An 18,343-nucleotide genomic window follows, 5' to 3' on the forward strand; every position below is an offset into this window, starting at 1 on the left:
GATATGGGTAACGAGCTGGTTCGATTCTCCGTCGCGATGCCCGAGGACCTGCTGATGCGCTTCGACGCGCTGGTGGCGAAGCGCGGCTTGGCGAAGAACCGCAGCGAAGTGGTGCGCGACCTGGTGCGCGAGGCCCTCGTCGAAGACCGGGTGGCCGATCCCGGGGTCGATGTGGTGGGCACGCTCACCATCGTGTACAACCACCATGCAAGCGATGTGCAGGAGAAGCTTCACCATGTGCAACACCATTCCTACGGATCGGTGGTTTCCACCACGCATGTCCACATGGATGAGGATAATTGCCTGGAGGTGATCATCCTGCGCGGAGAGGCCGTCGAGGTGCAGGACATCGCGCACCGCATCCTGGGAACCAAGGGCGTGAAAAACGGCGGCCTGGTTCTCACCACCGCCGATGCGGGGCAGTTGGAATAGGGCGTTTGATTCGAGAAGTCGGGGCCGGTGGATCGCCGGCCCCTTTTGCGCGGGGGTGTGCAATGGATACAACGGTGATGCTGGGCCACGGGTCGGGCGGTTCGATGATGAAGCGCATCATCGACGAGGTGTTTTTCGAGGCGTACGCAGGCGAAGAGCTTTTGCGCGGCGACGATGCGGCGGTGCTCGCTCCCCCGGCGCCGGGGGAGCGCATCGCGTTTTCCACCGACAGCTTCGTGGTCTCCCCGCATTTCTTTCCCGGGGGAGACATCGGGCGGCTCGCGGTGTGCGGGACGGTGAACGACGTCGCCACCAGCGGAGCCGTGCCGAAGTACCTGTCGTGCGGGTTCGTTCTGGAAGAGGGCTATCCCATCGAGAACCTCAAGCGCATCTGCGCAAGCATGGCAGAGGCCGCCGCCGAGGCCGGCGTTCGCCTGGTGACGGGGGATACCAAGGTGGTGAACCGCGGGCACGGCGACGGCGTGTTCATCAACACGACCGGCATCGGCTTCATCCCCGCGGGCGTGAGCTTGGGGGGAGCCAACATCCGGCCGGGCGACAGGATCCTCGTCTCGGGAACCTTGGGCGATCACGGCATCACCATCATGAGCTGCCGCGAATCGCTATCGTTTTCCGCCGATGTGAAAACCGACGCGGCGCCGCTGAACCACCTCATCGCCGCCGTGCTGGCGGCGGCCCCGAACACGCGCTGCTTCCGCGACCCGACGCGCGGGGGCATCTCGTCCACGCTGAACGAGTTCGCTTCCCAGGCGCAGGCCGATATGGTCATCGACCAGGATTCGGTGCCGGTCAAGCCGTCGGTCGCCGGCGCATGCGAAATGCTGGGCTACGACGTGATGCAGGTGGCCAACGAGGGCAAGATGGTCTGCGTCGTTGCGGCCGACGAGGCCGAGGCTGCGCTGGCGGCCATGAGGTCGAGCAGGTACGGAGCCGACGCGGCGCTGATCGGCGAGGTGCGTGAGATGAAGCCCGAGCGCGGCCCCAAGGCGCTCATACGCACTCCCATCGGTGGAACGCGCATCCTCGACATGCTGGTGGGCGAGCAGCTGCCCCGTATCTGCTAATCGCACACGACCCGCTCGCCGGCGGTTCTGCAGCGCTGGCGAGCGTATTCTTACCGTCCCTTGGAAATTTGACATCTTTCCTTGAAATCCAAGGTTCGCATGATATCTTGCGCAAGAGAGTTTCGGGGAGGGCCGCGCGGCCCTTGGACGATACGCAAGACGAGAAGGAGTTTAGCTATGCCACATCCCATCATCGACGCTGACGAGTGCATCGGCTGCGGTATCTGCGTGGACGCCTGCCCGCAGGAGACGCTCGAGGTCCCTGGGGGGATTGCCGAGGTCGTGAACGAGGATAGCTGCATCGGCTGCGGCGACTGCCTCGAGGAGTGCCCCATGGGCGCCATCACCGAGATCGTCGACGAGTAGCGGCGCTACCTTATAGATCCCGACTTAGATCCACGCACACATTTGAGGCGGCTTCCGTAACGGAGGCCGCCTCTTGTTTTACCAGGTAGCAGATTGGTTGATACCTTCTCTGAATAAAATCTTAAACACAATTGTGAAGAAACTTGACATGAAGCGACTTAGATTTCATACTACGAACCATCGAAAGTAATCTCATGGTTCGAAGTGGGATCGCTTTCACGGCGCGATCCCAGCGCCGCTTACCTCGGTACCAACACTTCAACGAGAGGAAGTTATCATGGCAAAGATTCTTGGCATCGATCTGGGCACCACCAATTCGGCGATGGCCGTCATGGAGGGAAGCGAGCCCGAAATCCTGGTCAACGCCGAAGGCGACCGCACCACCCCGTCTGTCGAGGGCTTCCGCAAAGACGGCGAGCGCGTGGTCGGCAAGGCCGCGAAGAACCAGGCCGTCACCAACCCCGAGAACACCGTGGCGTCCGTCAAGCGCTTCATCGGCCGCTCGTACAACGAGACCTCCGAAGAGCGCAAGACCATCGCCTACAACGTCGAGGCGGGCAAGGACGGTCGTGCCGTCGTCTCCATCGACGGCAAGCACTACACCCCCGAGGAGATCTCGGCGATGGTGCTGCAGAAGCTGAAAGCCGACGCCGAAAAGCAGGTGGGCTCGCCCATCACCCAGGCCGTCATCACCGTTCCCGCGTACTTCAACGACGCTCAGCGCCAGGCCACCAAAGACGCCGGCAAGATCGCCGGCCTCGAGGTCCTGCGCATCATCAACGAGCCTACGGCCGCGGCTTTGGCCTACGGTTTGGACAAGACCAGCAAAGACCAGAAGATCCTCGTGTTCGACCTGGGCGGCGGCACCTTCGACGTGTCCGTGCTCGAGCTGGGCGACGGCGTGTTCGAGGTCGCTTCGACCGCCGGCGACAACCACCTGGGTGGCGACGACTGGGACCAGCGCGTCATCGACTGGATCGCCGATAAGTTCAAGACCGAGAACAACATCGACCTGCGCGCCGACAAGATGGCCCTTCAGCGCCTGAAGGAAGCGGCCGAGAAGGCGAAGATGGAGCTGTCCTCCACCAGCCAGGCGAACATCAACCTGCCCTTCATCACGGCTGACGCGAGCGGCCCCAAGCACCTGGACTACACGCTGACCCGCGCGGAGTTCGAGCGCATCACCAAGGACCTGCTGGATCGCTGCCGCAAGCCCGTCGAGCAGGCTCTGCGCGATGCGGGCCTGTCCACCGGCGAGATCGACGAGGTTATCCTGGTAGGCGGCTCGACCCGTATGCCGGCCGTTCAGGAACTCGCCAAGCAGATGACCGGCAAGCAGCCCAACATGTCGGTGAACCCCGACGAGGTCGTCGCGATGGGCGCGGCGGTTCAGGGCGGCGTTCTGGCCGGCGACGTCGAGGGCATCCTGCTTCTGGACGTCACCCCGCTTTCCCTGGGCGTCGAGACCATGGGCGGCGTGATGACCAAGATGATCGATCGCAACACCACCATCCCCACGCGCAAGACCGAGGTGTATTCCACGGCTGCCGACAACCAGACCTCCGTCGAGATCCACGTGCTGCAGGGCGAGCGCCCCATGGCCCACGACAACAAGACCCTGGGCCGCTTCCAGCTCACCGGCATCCCCGCCGCGCGCCGGGGCATCCCCCAGATCGAGGTGACCTTCGACATCGACGCCAACGGCATCGTGAACGTGTCCGCCAAGGACCTCAGCACCGGAAAGCAGCAGCAGATCACCATTTCGGGGTCCACCGCCCTGTCCGACGACGAGGTCGAGCGCATGGTGAAGGACGCCGAGGAGAACGCTGCTGCCGACGAGGCCCGCAAGCAGGAGGTCGAGGCGCGCAACAACGCCGACTCGCTGGTGAACGCCACGCAGCAGACCCTCGATGAGCTGGGCGACAAGGTCCCGGCTGACTCGAGGCAGCAGGCCGAGGAGGCTATCGCCGAGACGAAGAAGGCGCTCGAGGGCACCGACGTCGAGGCCATCAAGGCCGCTTCCGAGAAGCTCCAGGCCGCCGGTTACAAGCTGGCCGAGGTCGCGTACTCGCAGGCCGGGGCCGATGGTGCGGCCGCCGGAGCCGGCGCGCAGGCCGCTCCCGCCGATGACGGCACCATCGAGGCCGACTACGAGGTCGTCGACGATAACAACAACGGCAAAGAAGGGAAGTAGTCCTCATGGAGCAGCCTAACGAGTACTCGAACGAACATGAGGATCGCGACGGCGTCCAGGGAACCGACCCGAACCATGCCGGGGAAGGCGCCGGTTCTTCCCCGAACCGAAGCGCCGAGGGCCAGGCGGCAGGCGACGAACCTGCCGCCGGCGACCCTTCCGCCGACGATCTGATCGCCGAGGCCGAAGAGGTCGTGGCTTCGGCTGGAGCCGCCCTCGAGCAGGAGCTCGAGGCGGCCCGCAAGGAGTCCGCCGACTGGCAGGACAAGTACGTCCGGCTTCATGCGGAGTGGGATACCTACCGCCGCCGCATGTCCGAGCAGCGCGAGGAGGAGAAACTGCGCGCCAACGAGAAGCTGGTGGGCGAGCTCATCCCCCTGCTCGACGACTTCGAGCGCACCATCGCCTATGCCGAGACGAACGGCGAGGCGGGGCTGCTCGAGGGAGTGCGCGCGGTGAGCAACAAGCTGTTCGGCGCGCTGTGCAAGACGGGTCTGGAGGTCATCGACCCGGTGGGCGAGGCGTTCGACGCGCTTTCGGCCCAGGCGGTCGGCACGGTCGAGGACGCCACGGTCCCCGACGAGACGGTGGCCCAGGTCTACCAGAAGGGCTATCGCATGGGCAAGAAGGTCCTCCGCTCGGCGATGGTGACCATCACCTCGGGCGGCCCCAAGAGGGAGAAGCCCGAAACCGAGGAATAGCGGCAACGGCAGGGGCGGGCGAGGGTGTCCGCCCCTGCGCTCGAACGGGGGCGGCGCCGGTCCGCCTGCAAGCCGCGACGATATGCGAGAAAGGCGGCGAGAAGTATGGAAGGCAAGCCCGATTACTATAAGACGCTGGGCGTTTCCCGCGACGCTTCTGCCGACGAGATAAAGAAGGCCTTCCGCAAGCTGGCGCGCACGCACCATCCCGACGCCGGTGGCGACGAAGCCAGGTTCAAGGAGATAAACGAAGCGTACGAGGTGCTGTCCGACGACAAGAAGCGCCAGATGTACGACCAGTTCGGAACGGCCGAGGGCAACGGGATCCCGGGCGGCTGGGGCAACGTCGGCGACATGTTCGGCGGGGCTGCGGGCTGGTCCGAGATACTGGAATCCCTGCGCCAGGGAGGCGGCTTCGGACTCGACGGGTTCGGGGGCTTCGGAGGGTCCGCGCGCGGGCCCGTCGCCCGCAAGGGCCGCGATACGAACGTGACGCTTTCCGTGACGTTCGACGAGGCGTTCAGGGGAGCCGAGAAGCGCGTGACGGTGCGCGTCCCCGGCCGCACCGAGAAGGAGACCCTGTCGGTGAAGGTGCCCGCCGGCGCGATCGACGGCGGTCGGCTGCGCTTCAAGGGCCGCGGGATGCCCGGAGAGAACGGCGGCGCGGCGGGCGACCTGTTCATCACCACGAAGATCCAGCCCCACGAGCATTTCAGCCGCGACGGGGCCAACGTCCTCATCGACGTTCCCATCAGCATGGCCGAGGCCGCGCTGGGGGCGAGCGTGGTGGTTCCGGTACCCGAAGGCGGCAAGGTGCGCGTGAAGGTGCCCGCCGGCACCCAGGACGGCACGGTGCTCACCCTGAAGGGCAAAGGAGCCCCGCAGGTGAAGGGGTCGGGTTCGGGCGACCTCAAGATCAAAGTGGGCGTGCGCGTTCCCACGGAGCTGAGCGACGAGCAGAGGTCGGCCCTCGAGGCGCTGGCCGCTGCCGAGACGAAAGGAATCCGGCCATGGGAATAGGAGACCGCGACGACCGCAACCGCCCCGTCTACATGATCGGGGTGGCCGCCCAGCTTGCCGGCATGCATCCCCAGACGCTGCGCTCGTACGAGCAGAAGGGTCTGGTGAACCCCCAGAGGACCAGCGGTAACACCCGCATGTACTCGCAGGCCGACATCGAGCGGCTCGAGCTCATCACCGAGCTCACCGACGAGGGCATCAACCTCGCCGGGGTCATCCGCATCCTGGACCTCCAGGGCCGTCTCGACGAGCGCGACCGCGAGCTGGACGACCTGCACAAGAAGGTGCGGCGCCTGGCCGACCGCGTGCACGAGCTCGAGACGCGCGAGAACGTCGCTTCGCTTGTGCGCAGCGGCCAGGGAGGCCTCGCGCTGAGGCGCCTCCCCTAAACAAGAAGCGCAGCGCTGCTCGGTGGGCTGCAAGCATCGGCGGCGCCAAGGGCAACGAGCTTCGATCGCGGGGCGGATGTTCGCCGTCTCGCACCTCGAGCTCCAGAAAGGAGCACATCATGAGACTCGATAAACTTGCAATCTCTGCCCAGGAGGCGTTCCAGAACGCGCTGGGCGTCGCATCGGAATCCGAATCGGCCACGGTCGAGCCCATCCATCTGCTGAAGGCGCTGCTCGATTCGTCCGAGAGCAACCTCGAAGCCATCCTCAAACGCGCCGGAGCCGATCCGGCCTCTTTGCGCGCCAATGTGGACGAGGCCATCGCCAAGCGGCCGAAGGTCCAGTCCAACATGCCGGTCCCCATGCCCAGCAACGACCTGATGCAGTGCATCGACGGCGCGGTGAAGACGGCTGAGAAGATGGGCGACAGCTACGCGACCAGCGAGCATCTGCTCATCGCGCTTGCCGAGGCCAAGGGAGACGCGGGAAGGCTTTTGAACCTCGAGGGCGTCACGCGCAAGACCGTGGAAGAGGCCTACTCCGACCTGCGCGGCTCGACCCGCGTAACCGAGCAGAACGCCAAACCCGAGCTGGACGCTCTGAACAAGTACGGGCAGAACCTCACCCAGCGGGCACGCGAAGGCAAGCTCGACCCGGTGATCGGCCGCTCCGAGGAGATCCGCCGCACCATCCAGGTGCTGTCGCGGCGCACGAAGAACAACCCGGTCCTCATCGGCGAGCCCGGCACGGGCAAGACCGCGATCGTCGAGGGTCTCGCCCAGCGCATCGTTGCGGGCGACGTCCCCTCGGGCCTGCAAGACCGAGACCTGATCAGCCTCGATATCGCATCGATGCTGGCGGGGGCGAAGTATCGCGGCGAGTTCGAAGACCGCCTGAAGGGCGTTTTGCGCGAAGTGAAGGAGAGCGAGGGGCGGGTCATCCTGTTCATCGACGAGCTTCACACCATCGTGGGCGCCGGATCGGGGTCGGAGAGCACCATCGATGCGGGCAACATGCTCAAGCCGGCCCTCGCGCGCGGCGAGCTGCACGCCATCGGCGCCACGACGCTGGACGAATACCACAAGTACATCGAGAAGGACGCCGCGCTCGAGCGCCGTTTCCAGCCGGTGGTCGTGGGCGAGCCCAGCGTGGAGGACACCATCGCCATCCTGCGCGGTCTGAAGGAGAAGTACGAGATCCATCACGGCGTGCGCATCACCGACGGCGCGATCGTCGCGGCGGCCGAGCTGTCGAACCGCTACATCGCCGACCGCTTCCTTCCCGACAAGGCCATCGACCTCATGGACGAGGCCGCCAGCCGCCTGCGCATCGAGATCGACTCGATGCCCGAAGAGGTGGACGCCCAGGCGCGCAAGCTCACCCAGATGCAGATCGAGGAGCAGGCGCTGATGAAGGAGACCGACGCCGCAAGCGCCGAGCGCCTCGAGGCGCTGCGCCGCGACATCGCCGCCGCGCGCGAGAGTCTGGACGCCGCCCAGGCGGCCTGGCGCAACGAGAAGGACATCATCGAGAGCGTCCAGGCCATCAAGGCCGACCTCGACGCCGCCCAGCTCGAAGAGGAGCGAGCGACGCGCGACGGAGACCTGTCCCGCGCATCCGAGCTGCGCTATGCGCGCATCCCCGAGCTGAAGGCGCAGCTCGATCGAGCCGAGAGGGACCTGAACGCCCGCCAGGAAAGCGGAGCTTTGCTCAAAGAGGAGGTTTCCGAGTCCGAGATCGCCGAAGTCGTGTCCACCTGGACCGGCATCCCCGTTCAGAAGATGATGCGCGGCGAGATGGAGAAGCTGGTCGACCTCGAGAAGAAGCTCCACGAGCGCGTGGTGGGGCAGGACGAGGCCGTGAGCGCGGTCGCGGGGGCCATCCGCCGCAGCCGTGCGGGGCTGGCCGATCCGGACAAGCCCATCGGCAGCTTCCTGTTCCTCGGCCCCACCGGCGTGGGCAAGACCGAGCTCGCCAAGGCGCTTGCCGAGTACCTGTTCGACGACGAGCGGGCCATGATCCGCATCGACATGTCCGAGTACATGGAGAAGTTCAGCGTCCAGCGCCTGATCGGGGCCCCTCCGGGATACGTCGGCTACGACGAGGGTGGCCAGCTCACCGAGGCCGTCCGCAGGCGGCCCTACAGCGTCATCCTGCTCGACGAGATCGAGAAGGCGCATCCCGACGTGTTCAACATCTTGCTGCAGGTGCTCGATGACGGCCGCCTGACCGACGGCCAGGGGCGCGTGGTGAACTTCAAGAACGCCATCGTCATCATGACGAGCAACGTGGGATCGCAGTTCATTCGCGAGTTCCAGGAAAACGGCGACGAGGAGACGCGCGATAGGGCCATCCAGGAGGCGCTGCGCGCGACCTTCCGGCCCGAGTTCCTCAACCGCATCGACGACACCGTGGTGTTCGACGCGCTCGATATCAACGCGATCGAGCCCATCGTGAAGCTGCAGCTGGAAGACGTGCGCGCGCGTCTGGCCGACCGCCACGTCACGCTCGACGTCGCACCCGCGGCCCTCGAGGCCCTGGCTATCGACGGGTACGACCCCGTGTTCGGGGCGCGTCCCCTCAAGCGCCTCATCCAGCGCCAGGTGGTCGATCGCATCGCCGAGAAGGTCGTGCGCGGCGAGCTGTTCGACGGCGATCACGTGTTCATCGACGTGAGCCCCGAAGGATCCTACGTCTGCCGCGTGGAGAAGCCCGTCAGCCTCGATTTCGATTCGCTCGAAGGGCTCCAGCAGTAGGACCGAAGCTCGAGCTCATGCATTTAGCGTTTATTGGAAGGGCCCCGCGAGGGGTCCTTCCGCGTATGTATTAGAATACGGTCATGAAAACGCGCAAACCCAACAACATCGAAGTGATCAAGGACGCCCTGATAGGTTACATGGCGGTTGTCCTGTTCTTCTCGGCGTTCATCGTCGTCGGCATGATCGCGGTGGCGGTCGTGAGGTTCGTGGTGTAGCGCTATGTGGCGGAGGCTTTCGCTTAACGATGTGCGGGTCATCGCGCACTACCTGGGGGTTCTGGTCTCGTTCCTTACGGTGGGGCTCGCGCTTCCCCTAGTCGTCGCGCTGGCGTTCCAGGAGTGGGTCCCGGCATCGCATTACCTGCTCACAGCCGGCATCACGCTCGTCGTGGGCAGCGCGCTGCGCTTCGTGCGCATCCAGCCGGGCAGGCTCACCTACCAGCAGGCCCTCATCATCACCGGCCTGTCGTGGGTGGTCCTGGCGTTTTTCGCAGCCATCCCGCTGCACCTCTCGGGCCATTACGGGCGCTTCCTCGACGCGCTGTTCGATGCGGTTTCGGGCGTGACCACGACGGGCGTGAGCATCATCCTGGATCTCGACCACCTGTCCATGGCGGACAACATGTGGCGCTTCACCATGCACGCGACCGGCGGCTTGGGCTTCATCGTGGTAGGGACCACGTTCGGCTTGTTCAGACGTGGGGGAGCAAGTCTGTTCTCCTCCGAGGGCCGCGGCGAGCACATCGTTCCCAACGTCGTGCAGACCGCGCGCTTCATCTCGCGGATCGCGCTCATCTTCATCAGCTTCTCGACCTTGGTCCTGGCGATAGGCCTGATGCTTCGCGGGTTCGAGGCCCCGCGCGCCTTCTTCCATTCTCTGTGGCTGTCCATTTCGGCCTTTGCGACCGGCGGCTTCACGCCGATGGACCTCAGCGTGCTGTACTACCACTCCTTCCCCGTAGAGCTGATGCTGATGGTGGTCATGCTGGCGGGCTCGGTGAGTTTCGTGCTGCACTCGTCTATCGTGCGCGGCCGCGCCATCGAGTTCTTCCGCGATATGGAGACCGTCGCCACGTTTTTGTGGCTGCTCGCCATCACGGTGGTGCTGGCCGCCACGATATCGGGCAGCGAGGTCTTCTCCGACCTCCCCACGATGCTGCGCACGAACCTGTTCACGGTGGTGTCGGCTTTCTCGACCACCGGTTTTCTGAACATCACGCCCTCGCAGCTGACGGGTACGCTCACCTCGGGCGCGCTCATGACCATCGCGGTGCTGATGGGCGTGGGCGGCGGAACCGAGTCGACCTCGGGCGGCATCAAGATCAAGCGCGTGGGAATCATCTTCAAATCCATCGTCGCCACCATCAAGCAGACGCTCGCGCCCGAGTCGGCGCGCGTGGGCACGTCCTATTACCATCTGGGAAGGCGCCCGCTCGATCCCGATCTGGTGCGCGGGGCCATGACGGTCATGTCGCTGTACGCCATCACCTACATCGTGGGAACGCTGGCGGGCATCGCGTCGGGCTACGACGCCACGCAGGCGATCTTCGAGGGCGTCTCGATGGCTTCGAACGCGGGGCTTACCGCAGGCGTGGTGGGGTCGGGCATGCCGGTTCCACTGGAGCTGTTCTACATCTTCGCCATGTGGGCCGGCCGTCTGGAATTCGTGACCTTCCTCGCGCTCATCGTGAAGGTGGCGGTATCGCTGTATCCGCGCGAAACCGTGGACGACGTCGTCGAGGCTTGGAGGGGACGATGAGGAATCCCTTCCCGTTCCTGCAAGCCCTTCGCGCGGGCCTCGCCTCGGCGCTGTTCGCTTTCGCGCTGCTGTGCGGTGCGGCATCGCCTGCCGCCTTCGCCGACGAGCAAGGCGCTTCCGTGCAGGCGGACGGCGCATCCGCCGAGGCCGACGGCGAAGCGGGCGCGTCGGGCGACGGGGAGGGCGCATCGGGCGCTTCGTCGGTCGATTCCGACCCGTCGAACAAGGTGGACGTCACGCAGCGCGCCGACAGCTCCTTCATCTACGAAACCGACATAGCCGAGCTTTCCGAGCAGGCCGAGCTGTTCGATCGTCAGACGGTCCAGGTGTCGGGCGAAGCGGTGGGCGACATCGTCGCCGCCTCCGATCCGGACTACCGCTGGGTCGTGATCATGTCCACCGAGAAGTCGTCGTACGCGGAGGTGACCGTGTACATGACCGCGAAGCAGGCGGCTCTCATCGACACGCTGGGCCGCTACAACCGTGTCGGCACCATTTTGCAGGTCACGGGCACGTTCTACGAAGCCGATCCCGAGCTCGAGGGCGCTCAGAACGTTCGGGCGAGCAGCGTTTCGGTGCTGGCTCCCGGCCGCGTCGAGGCCGACGAGTTCGACCCGCTCTCGTTCGCCGGGGGCGCAGCCCTTCTGGCCTGCGGGTTCGCCCTGCTGTTCGGGTTCAACTACGTGCGGGAGAGGCAGCGGTAGTGGCGCGGGGTCGGGTGATCAAGCTTGATCGGGGATACCCGCTGGTCAAGGTGGGGCAGATGGACCCGTTTCGCTGCGAGCACTCCACAGCGCTGGTGAAATCCGAGCGCGTCAGGTCGGTCATCGGGGATTTCGTCGACGTGGCGCTCCCGCACGGCCATGACAACGGAATCATCCTCTCGATCGAGCCGCGCAGCAGCCAGTTCGTGCGAAGAGACCCCGCCGAGAGGACGTCGTCCCAGGTGCTGGCCGCCAACTTCGAGCGCGTGATCGTGGTCGAGCCGGCGGTGGACCTGAACGTGAAGAGGCTCGAGCGCGAGCTGGTGCTGGCCCACGAGGCGGGCGTGGCGGTGTCGGTTCTTCTGACCAAGGCCGACCTCGTTTCCGACGCGGCCGAGCTGGCGGCGGTCGAGCAGCGCGTGCGCGACCTTGCGGGCGGGTCGGTCGAAGTGCTGTCGATGTCCACCGAGCGCCCGGAAACCGTCGAGGCCGTGCGCGCGTGGATTCCCGAAGGAACCCTCAGCGTCCTTCTGGGGAAAAGCGGCGTGGGGAAATCGAGCCTGGTCAACCTCCTTGCGGGAAAGCATGTGATGGAAACCGGCTCGGTGCGCGAGGGCGACGGAAAGGGCCGCCACACCACGGTGAGCCGCGCCATCGTCCCCATCCCCGGCGCCGGGGACGTGGTGGATATGCCCGGGGTGAGGGGCTTGGGGCTGTGGGATGCCGACGAGGGCATCGAAGCCGCGTTTCCCGATGTGGCGGCGTTTTCGTCCCAGTGCCGCTTTCGCGATTGCAGGCACGAGGCCGAACCGGGCTGCGCCGTGCGCGCGGCGGTCGAGCGGGGCGAGCTGGCATCGGTGCGGGTGGAATCGTACCGCGCGCTCAAAGACGAGGTCGATCAGATGCGCAGGAAGCGGGAAGAGGCGCGTCAGATGAGGGGGGAAAAGGCCTCCGACCAGAGAGATTCGCGTAAGGGAGCGTTTCGCGCCCGTTCGAGGTACAATAGGGGCTCAGCTCGACGATGACGCGCCTTCGGGCGCGCTCTGCTTTAAGGACGCTCATGAACCCAGTTGTGATCATTCCCACGTTCGTTTCGATGAGGCGCAGCCGCTCCGCCGGCAGCGTCGTGGCGGTGTACGACCACGCCACTTCGCTCAACCAGCAAGGCGAGCTGGCCCGTTGCCTCAACTCGCTCATCAACGTGCGCGGTATGGGCCAGATCGTCGTTCTGGTCGCCAGCGAGCCGGGCATCGAAGACCAGGCGCTTACCAAGGTCAGGCGCATCACCTCGAAGTTTCCCTCGCTTCCCATCGCGGTTATGGGCGCGCCCGAGCTGGAGCTGGTCCAGCAGCGCTTCGAGCAGCTGGGGCTGGGCCGCCTCTCCCGCGAGGTGGGCCTCACCGGCTATTCGGCCATCCGCAACTTCGGACTGGTGATCTCGAACATCTTCGGGTTCGACGCGGCGGTGTTCCTCGACGACGACGCGGTGGTCGAAGACGAGTTCTTCCTCCAGAAGGCCGTGTACGGGCTGGGCAAGCTGACGCGCAAGGGCATCCCCATCCTGGCGAAGACCGGATACTACTTCAACGCGAAGGGGACGTACTACTCCCAGAGCCAGAACCGCTGGTACAACCGCTTCTGGCAGCAGGGCAAGTCGTTCAACGAGTGGATCGAGCGGGCGATGCGCGGCCCGCGGCTGTCGCGGTCCAACCATGTGTGCGGCGGGTGCATGGCGCTGCACAAAGAGGCGTTTCGCCGCGTGTCGTTCGACCCGTGGATCCCGCGCGGCGAGGATCTGGACTACATGCTGAACCTGCGCATGTACGGCTCGGACATCTGGTTCGACAACAAATGGCACATGAGGCATCTGCCCCCCGAGGGGGCAAGCGAGGGGGATCGGTTCCGCCAGGACATCTATCGCTGGATGTACGAGAACCGCAAGATGGAGTTCGGCCGCACGCAGATCGATCTTCTGCAGGTCAAGCCGGCATCGCTGGAACCGTATCCGGGTCCGTTCCTGGAATCCGGCATCGACGGGCGCGTGCGGGTGACGGCGCTGCTGCGCAGCCTGGGGCGTCCCGACCATGCGGCGTATCGCCGCGCCGCGAAGGCGGTTCACGGAGAGGCGCTGGCGTACGCCCAGCGCAATTGCGCGAAGTACTTCGAGTTCCAGTACGTATGGCCCGAGTTGATGACGCGGGTGGAAAACGATCCGGTTCTGCGCGAGGCCCTGGTGCAATCGGTGTCGATGCGCCCCGCTGCCGGGAATTCGGTGTCGGCTCGCACCCAGGGGGTCTCCGTCCCCGCATCCGATGCGGCGGGCGTCGATCCGGGTGCAACCAGCGAGATCCGGCTGAACCTCGGCGAAGCGGAATAACCGCACATGCTGGGGCATCTTGCACTGAGCATCCTGACCGGCCTGTTCGTCGGTGTGAGCTCCGGCCTTCTGGGGATAGGCGGGGGGACCATCCTCGTTCCCGTGTTCAGGCTGCTGTTCGGCATGAGCGCGATGGAGGCGACGGGCACCTCGCTGTTCTCCATCGTCCCCACGTCCGTTTCAGGAGCGGCGGCCCACGTCCGTCACGGCACCTGCATTCCGCGCCTCGGCCTCGCCATGGGCTTGGGCGGTGCGCTCACCTCGCCTTTGGGGGTGTTTTTGGCCAGCAAATCGCCCGGATGGGCCATCATGCTGATGGCTGCGGTTATCATTTCGATGTCGGCGTACAGCATGTTCAAGAAGGCGCTGGCGCTGCCGGGCGGGAAGCCCCCGGATGCTTCCGATGCGGCGGCGCCCGTTGTGGAAGAGGCCTGCGAGCCCGCTGCCGTTATGGGTTCGACCTTGGCCAAGGGGGCTGCGATCGGGTTGGTCGCCGGGTTGGCTTCGGGATACGTGGGCGTCGGCGGCGGGTTCGTCATGATGCCCATGATGATCGGGCTCCTGGGCATCCCGATGGCGCTCGCCTCGGGCACGTCGCTCATCGCCGTGACGATCCTGGCCATTCCCGGCGTCATCGAGCAGGGTCTCATGGGAAACGTCGATATTCTGGCGGGCATCTTCGTCTCGCTGGGGACGGTGCCGGGAGCGTATGTGGGGGCCCGCCTGATCAAGAAGATCCCCGAACGGGTGCTGCGCCTCGCATTCGGAGGGTTCCTCATCGTCGCATCCGTTTTGCTGGTCGCAAACGAGTTCTTCGCATAGCGCGTTCAGGTTCGTGGAAGGAAGTCCGGTGTCCGATCTCAGCCAGTCCCATATGCGTCCGCGCGTCCTTACCTCGGAGATGGTGCTGGTCGCCATCGCCATCGTATCGGGCCTGCTCATCGTTTGGATGGGTTATTCCGATACGGGCGATGTCAAGCTGCAGATCATCGCGGGCATCGTTTTCACGCTCTCGCTCCTCGCATTCATCCGCCTGCTGATGGACCCCGACTCGGTGCGCGCGCGCCAGTCCGACTCGGTGCTGCGCATCGCCAGTCAGACGCTGCGCTGCACCACCGACGGCCTCACCCAGAGCGCGGCCCAGGAGATCTGCGAACTGCTGCTTCCCGCCACCGCGGCCATCGCCGTGGCCATCACCGACCGCGAGGACATTCTGGGGTATGCCGGCTACACCGATGGGAACAGCATCCAAGGCCGCAAGATCCGTACCCGAGCAACCCATCTGACCTTGGATGACGGCATCACGCGCATTCTCGATTCCCCCGAAGACATCGGATTGCCCCACGCGTCGCGCATCAAGGGCGCCATCATCGTTCCGCTCTATATCGGCCGCGACATCCGCGGGACGCTGAAGTTCTACTACCGCCACTCGCGCCAGATCAGCCAGACCCAGGAGTCGATGGCGGTGGGATTTGCCGAGCTTCTGTCCACCCAGATGGCCGCGTCGGCTTTGGAAGAGCAGACGCGCCTGGCGACCAGCATGGAGTTGAAAGCGCTTCAGGCGCAGATCAACCCTCACTTCCTTTTCAATACCATCAACACCATCGCGTCTCTCATCCGTACCGATCCCGCGAAGGCTCGCGTTCTGCTGAGGGATTTCGCGGTGTTCTACCGGCGCACGCTGGAAGATTCCGCCGACCTCATCGCCCTCGAGCGCGAGGTCGAGCAGGTGCAGCGCTACTTCTCGTTCGAGGTGGCCCGCTTCGGAGAGGGGCGCCTGCAGCTCGATCTGGACATCGATCCGGCGGTGGGCACCATGATGGTCCCGTCGTTTCTGGTGCAGCCCCTCGTCGAGAATTCGGTGCGTCACGCCATGCCCGCCGAAGGCCGCCTGACGGTGAGGGTTTCGGGGCATATCGAAGAGGGCAACGTGGTCATCCGCATCAGTGACGACGGCGTGGGGATGACCGACGAGCGGCGCAACACCATCATGTATCCCGAGTCGTCGACCGGGCTGGGGATCGCGGTGAAAAACGTGCGCGATCGCATGAAGGGCTATTTCGGCGCCGATGCGCGGATGGACATCCAGAGCGTTTTGGGCGAGGGGACGGTCGTGTCGTTCGTGCTGGGCAGGCAGAGCCTGGACGCCTCTGTGATCGAAGGCGCATCGTGCGAGGTCGAGCCTGTGGAACTTGACCGCGATGCCGAGAGCATGCGCCCCTTGGCGGAAAACGACCCTGCGGGCTACCGTGCGCTGAAGACCTCGCTGGGCGACTGACGGCTCGTCGGAACGGCTGCGCGTTTCGTTGGAGATAGGAGCGATATGGACACCAGGGCACGCTACTCGAAGGCAACCCTCGGAACCTACTACGGGGCCATCCCCCACAGAAACACGGCGTCTGCCGCCTGCCGCATGCCGTTTCCGAAAGACGGTTATTCCGGCAAGCGCGTGCTCGATGTGAACTGCCGCAAGGGGAAAGGCGCCCTCGCGATCCTCGACAGGGTCGCCCCTGGCGGGTTCGTCATGGGCGTCGATCCCGACGAAGGGCTTATCGAAGCGGCGCGCGCGTACGCGCGCAGATCGCTGGAAGGGGCCGTCGAGCCGGATGGCGGCATCGCGTTCGCCTGCGCCGTCCCCGAGAACCTGGCTGAAGCGGGCATCGAAGACGCGTCGTTCGACGTCGTGTTCGCCAACTGCAGCCTGAACCTCTCCTACGACTTCGATGCGGTCCTGCGCGAGTTCGCGCGGGTGCTGGGCGCCGGCGGCACCTTCGTGTTCGATGCGGTTGTGGCGACGGGGGAGCGCGATTATGCCGTGTGGGCGCCCGCTCGCGTGGTGGGAAACGAGGTGCAGGCGTCGTACAGCCGCGCCGGCCTGACCGAGGCGCTGCATCGCGCCGGGTTCTCAGACGTCGAATACGCCGACGAGGGTCCCATCGACCACCGCGTTGGAAGCGGGGCACCCTCGCAGTCCGCCGCGCCCGGGGTTCCCCAGATCGATTCCGACGAGGACGTTTCGTTCATCCGCACGGTGGTGACCGCGCGCAGGCGGTAAGGTCGAGCGGGAAAATGCGCCGCTTGCATGGAAACCGAGGAAAAAAGGTTAACAGTTAGTTTCCGAGGCTGATCTGCGGACGCATACCTCTAAAATCTGGAAGTTACACCCGTCGGTTGCCGGGCGGTTTCGCGCGCTTTTGGGAGGCGGCCGGGTGAGACGAGACGAGCGCGGCGGGCTGGGTGGCCGCGCGGGAGAGAGAGGAGCTTTCGCTCATGAACGCTTTGGGTAGGATCAGCGATTTCGCGGGAAAATACATGGCGATCATCGCCCTTGCGGTGGCCATTATCGCCATGGTTTTTCCCGGCCCCGTGCATGCGGCCATTCCGACTTCGATCGTGAACACGCTTCTGGGCATCGTGATGTTCGGCATGGGCATGACGCTCAAGCTGGCGGACTTCAAGGTGGTGTTCACGAAGCCCAAGGCCGTGATCACGGGCATCGTGGCCCAGTTCGTCATCATGCCGCTGCTCGCATTCGTGCTGGTATTCGTGTTCCAGCTGCCCGCCGAGCTTGCCGTGGGCGTCATCCTGGTCGGCGCGTGCCCCGGCGGCACCAGCTCCAACGTCATGACGTACCTGGCGAAGGGCGACGTGGCGCTGTCCGTCGGCATGACCGCCTGCACCACCATCATGGCCCCCATCGTGACGCCCGCCCTGGTCCTGCTTCTGGCGGGTCAGACGGTCGACGTGAATGTGGTGAACATGTTCCTGTCCATCGTGCAGGTGGTTCTGGTTCCCATCGCGGCCGGCTTCGTGATCAGCTACTTCCTTCCCAAGGTTTCGGAAGTGGGCGAGAAGGTCCTGCCGCTTGTGTCGGTCGTCGGCATCTCGCTCATCATCATGGCCGTGGTGTCTGCCAACGCCGCCAAGCTGCTGACCGTCGGTCCGCTGGTCATCCTGGTGGTCATGCTGCATAACGTGTGCGGGTACGCCCTGGGGTACCTGGCCGCGCGCGCCCTTGGGCTGACGAAGGATCAGCGCCGCACCCTGTCCATCGAGGTGGGCATGCAGAATTCCGGTTTGGCCACCTCTCTTGCCACCGTCCATTTCGCGACGATGCCGCTTGCCGCGGTGCCCGGCGCGGTGTTCAGCGTGTGGCACAACATCTCTGGCGCCGTGTACGCCAACATCCTGGCGCGTTCGGCTTCGGAAGCGTCCAAGGAGGCGTAAGCGCCGTCTGTCGGGGTTTCATGCAGCGGGGCGCTTCGGTTGTCCGAGCGTGCGGATCGCATCGTTCTTTTGTGCAGAGCGAAAGAAACCCAATCTGTCCTTGCAAAGGGACTTGAAGTCGGTTAATATCTGTACTCGCTTTCGTCAGTGGCGAACAGCAATGCGGGTGTGGCGGAATTGGCAGACGCGTACGGTTCAGGTCCGTATGGGGGCAACCCCATGAAGGTTCAAGTCCTTTCACCCGCACCACCGAATTCTAAGGGGCCGCAAGCTCGAAAGCTTGCGGCCCCTTCTCGTTTTCCACATGCGCCGGCCGATCGGAGCGCAGTGG

At 65.1% G+C, this 18,343-nt stretch carries 17 protein-coding genes and 1 tRNA gene; all 18 read left to right on the top strand.

The window, feature by feature from the left end; genetic code table 11:
• Window positions 1-3: 3 nt before the first annotated feature.
• The 18 genes from nikR to JI75_RS00990 all read left to right on the top strand — a co-directional run bounded on the left by nikR (window position 4) and on the right by JI75_RS00990 (window position 18,261).
• On the top strand, window positions 4-432 hold the full coding sequence (nikR, locus tag JI75_RS00910) for a nickel-responsive transcriptional regulator NikR (RefSeq protein WP_039688032.1): 429 nt from the start codon (window positions 4-6) through the stop codon (window positions 430-432).
• A gap of 62 nt (window positions 433-494) precedes the next feature.
• Entirely contained in the window at window positions 495-1,517 is a 1,023-nt protein-coding gene (hypE, locus tag JI75_RS00915) for a hydrogenase expression/formation protein HypE (protein WP_039688034.1), read from the top strand.
• A 177-nt stretch (window positions 1,518-1,694) separates the two neighbouring features.
• Complete coding sequence (locus tag JI75_RS00920; RefSeq protein ID WP_039688036.1) at window positions 1,695-1,883, top strand: ATP-binding protein; 189 nt, start codon at window positions 1,695-1,697, stop codon at window positions 1,881-1,883.
• 277 nt (window positions 1,884-2,160) lie between these two features.
• A complete protein-coding gene (gene dnaK / locus JI75_RS00925; RefSeq protein WP_039688038.1) occupies window positions 2,161-4,077 on the top strand; it encodes a molecular chaperone DnaK in 1,917 nt (638 codons plus the stop codon).
• Between the two features lie 5 nt (window positions 4,078-4,082).
• Complete coding sequence (locus tag JI75_RS00930) at window positions 4,083-4,778, top strand: nucleotide exchange factor GrpE (RefSeq protein ID WP_039688040.1); 696 nt, start codon at window positions 4,083-4,085, stop codon at window positions 4,776-4,778.
• Window positions 4,779-4,883: 105 nt separating this feature from the next.
• Window positions 4,884-5,798 (top strand): DnaJ C-terminal domain-containing protein, encoded by a 915-nt coding sequence (locus tag JI75_RS00935; protein WP_039688042.1) that lies wholly within the window; start codon window positions 4,884-4,886, stop codon window positions 5,796-5,798.
• On the top strand, window positions 5,795-6,187 hold the full coding sequence (locus JI75_RS00940; RefSeq protein ID WP_039690225.1) for a heat shock protein transcriptional repressor HspR: 393 nt from the start codon (window positions 5,795-5,797) through the stop codon (window positions 6,185-6,187). Before JI75_RS00935 ends, JI75_RS00940 begins: the two co-directional genes overlap by 4 nt.
• Before the next feature lie 119 nt (window positions 6,188-6,306).
• Window positions 6,307-8,943, top strand: coding sequence for an ATP-dependent chaperone ClpB (gene clpB / locus JI75_RS00945; RefSeq protein WP_039688044.1), 2,637 nt, complete (start codon window positions 6,307-6,309; stop codon window positions 8,941-8,943).
• 83 nt (window positions 8,944-9,026) lie between these two features.
• Window positions 9,027-9,161 carry a hypothetical protein gene (locus JI75_RS09370; protein ID WP_277140867.1) on the top strand — a complete coding sequence of 45 codons (135 nt, stop codon included), beginning with the start codon at window positions 9,027-9,029 and terminating at the stop codon, window positions 9,159-9,161.
• Window positions 9,162-9,165: 4 nt separating this feature from the next.
• Window positions 9,166-10,704, top strand: a complete 1,539-nt coding sequence (locus JI75_RS00950; RefSeq protein ID WP_039688046.1) for a TrkH family potassium uptake protein — start codon at window positions 9,166-9,168, stop codon at window positions 10,702-10,704.
• A complete protein-coding gene (locus JI75_RS00955) occupies window positions 10,701-11,408 on the top strand; it encodes a hypothetical protein (protein WP_052241479.1) in 708 nt (235 codons plus the stop codon). Before JI75_RS00950 ends, JI75_RS00955 begins: the two co-directional genes overlap by 4 nt.
• On the top strand, window positions 11,408-12,433 hold the full coding sequence (gene rsgA, locus JI75_RS00960) for a ribosome small subunit-dependent GTPase A (RefSeq protein ID WP_039688048.1): 1,026 nt from the start codon (window positions 11,408-11,410) through the stop codon (window positions 12,431-12,433). Before JI75_RS00955 ends, rsgA begins: the two co-directional genes overlap by 1 nt.
• Before the next feature lie 35 nt (window positions 12,434-12,468).
• Entirely contained in the window at window positions 12,469-13,785 is a 1,317-nt protein-coding gene (locus JI75_RS00965) for a hypothetical protein (protein ID WP_039688050.1), read from the top strand.
• 6 nt (window positions 13,786-13,791) lie between these two features.
• Window positions 13,792-14,607 carry a sulfite exporter TauE/SafE family protein gene (locus JI75_RS00970; RefSeq protein ID WP_039688051.1) on the top strand — a complete coding sequence of 272 codons (816 nt, stop codon included), beginning with the start codon at window positions 13,792-13,794 and terminating at the stop codon, window positions 14,605-14,607.
• A 52-nt stretch (window positions 14,608-14,659) separates the two neighbouring features.
• Window positions 14,660-16,063: a sensor histidine kinase gene (locus tag JI75_RS00975; protein WP_082019859.1), complete on the top strand. Its 1,404-nt coding sequence runs from the start codon at window positions 14,660-14,662 to the stop codon at window positions 16,061-16,063.
• Window positions 16,064-16,108: 45 nt separating this feature from the next.
• Entirely contained in the window at window positions 16,109-16,840 is a 732-nt protein-coding gene (locus JI75_RS00980; RefSeq protein WP_052241480.1) for a methyltransferase domain-containing protein, read from the top strand.
• A 215-nt stretch (window positions 16,841-17,055) separates the two neighbouring features.
• Entirely contained in the window at window positions 17,056-18,012 is a 957-nt protein-coding gene (locus JI75_RS00985) for a bile acid:sodium symporter family protein (RefSeq protein ID WP_039688054.1), read from the top strand.
• Window positions 18,013-18,174: 162 nt separating this feature from the next.
• Window positions 18,175-18,261 (top strand) — tRNA-Leu (locus JI75_RS00990).
• The last annotated feature ends 82 nt before the right edge of the window (window positions 18,262-18,343 follow it).

This window comes from Berryella intestinalis, from assembly GCF_000814825.1.
Lineage (GTDB): Bacteria > Actinomycetota > Coriobacteriia > Coriobacteriales > Eggerthellaceae > Berryella > Berryella intestinalis.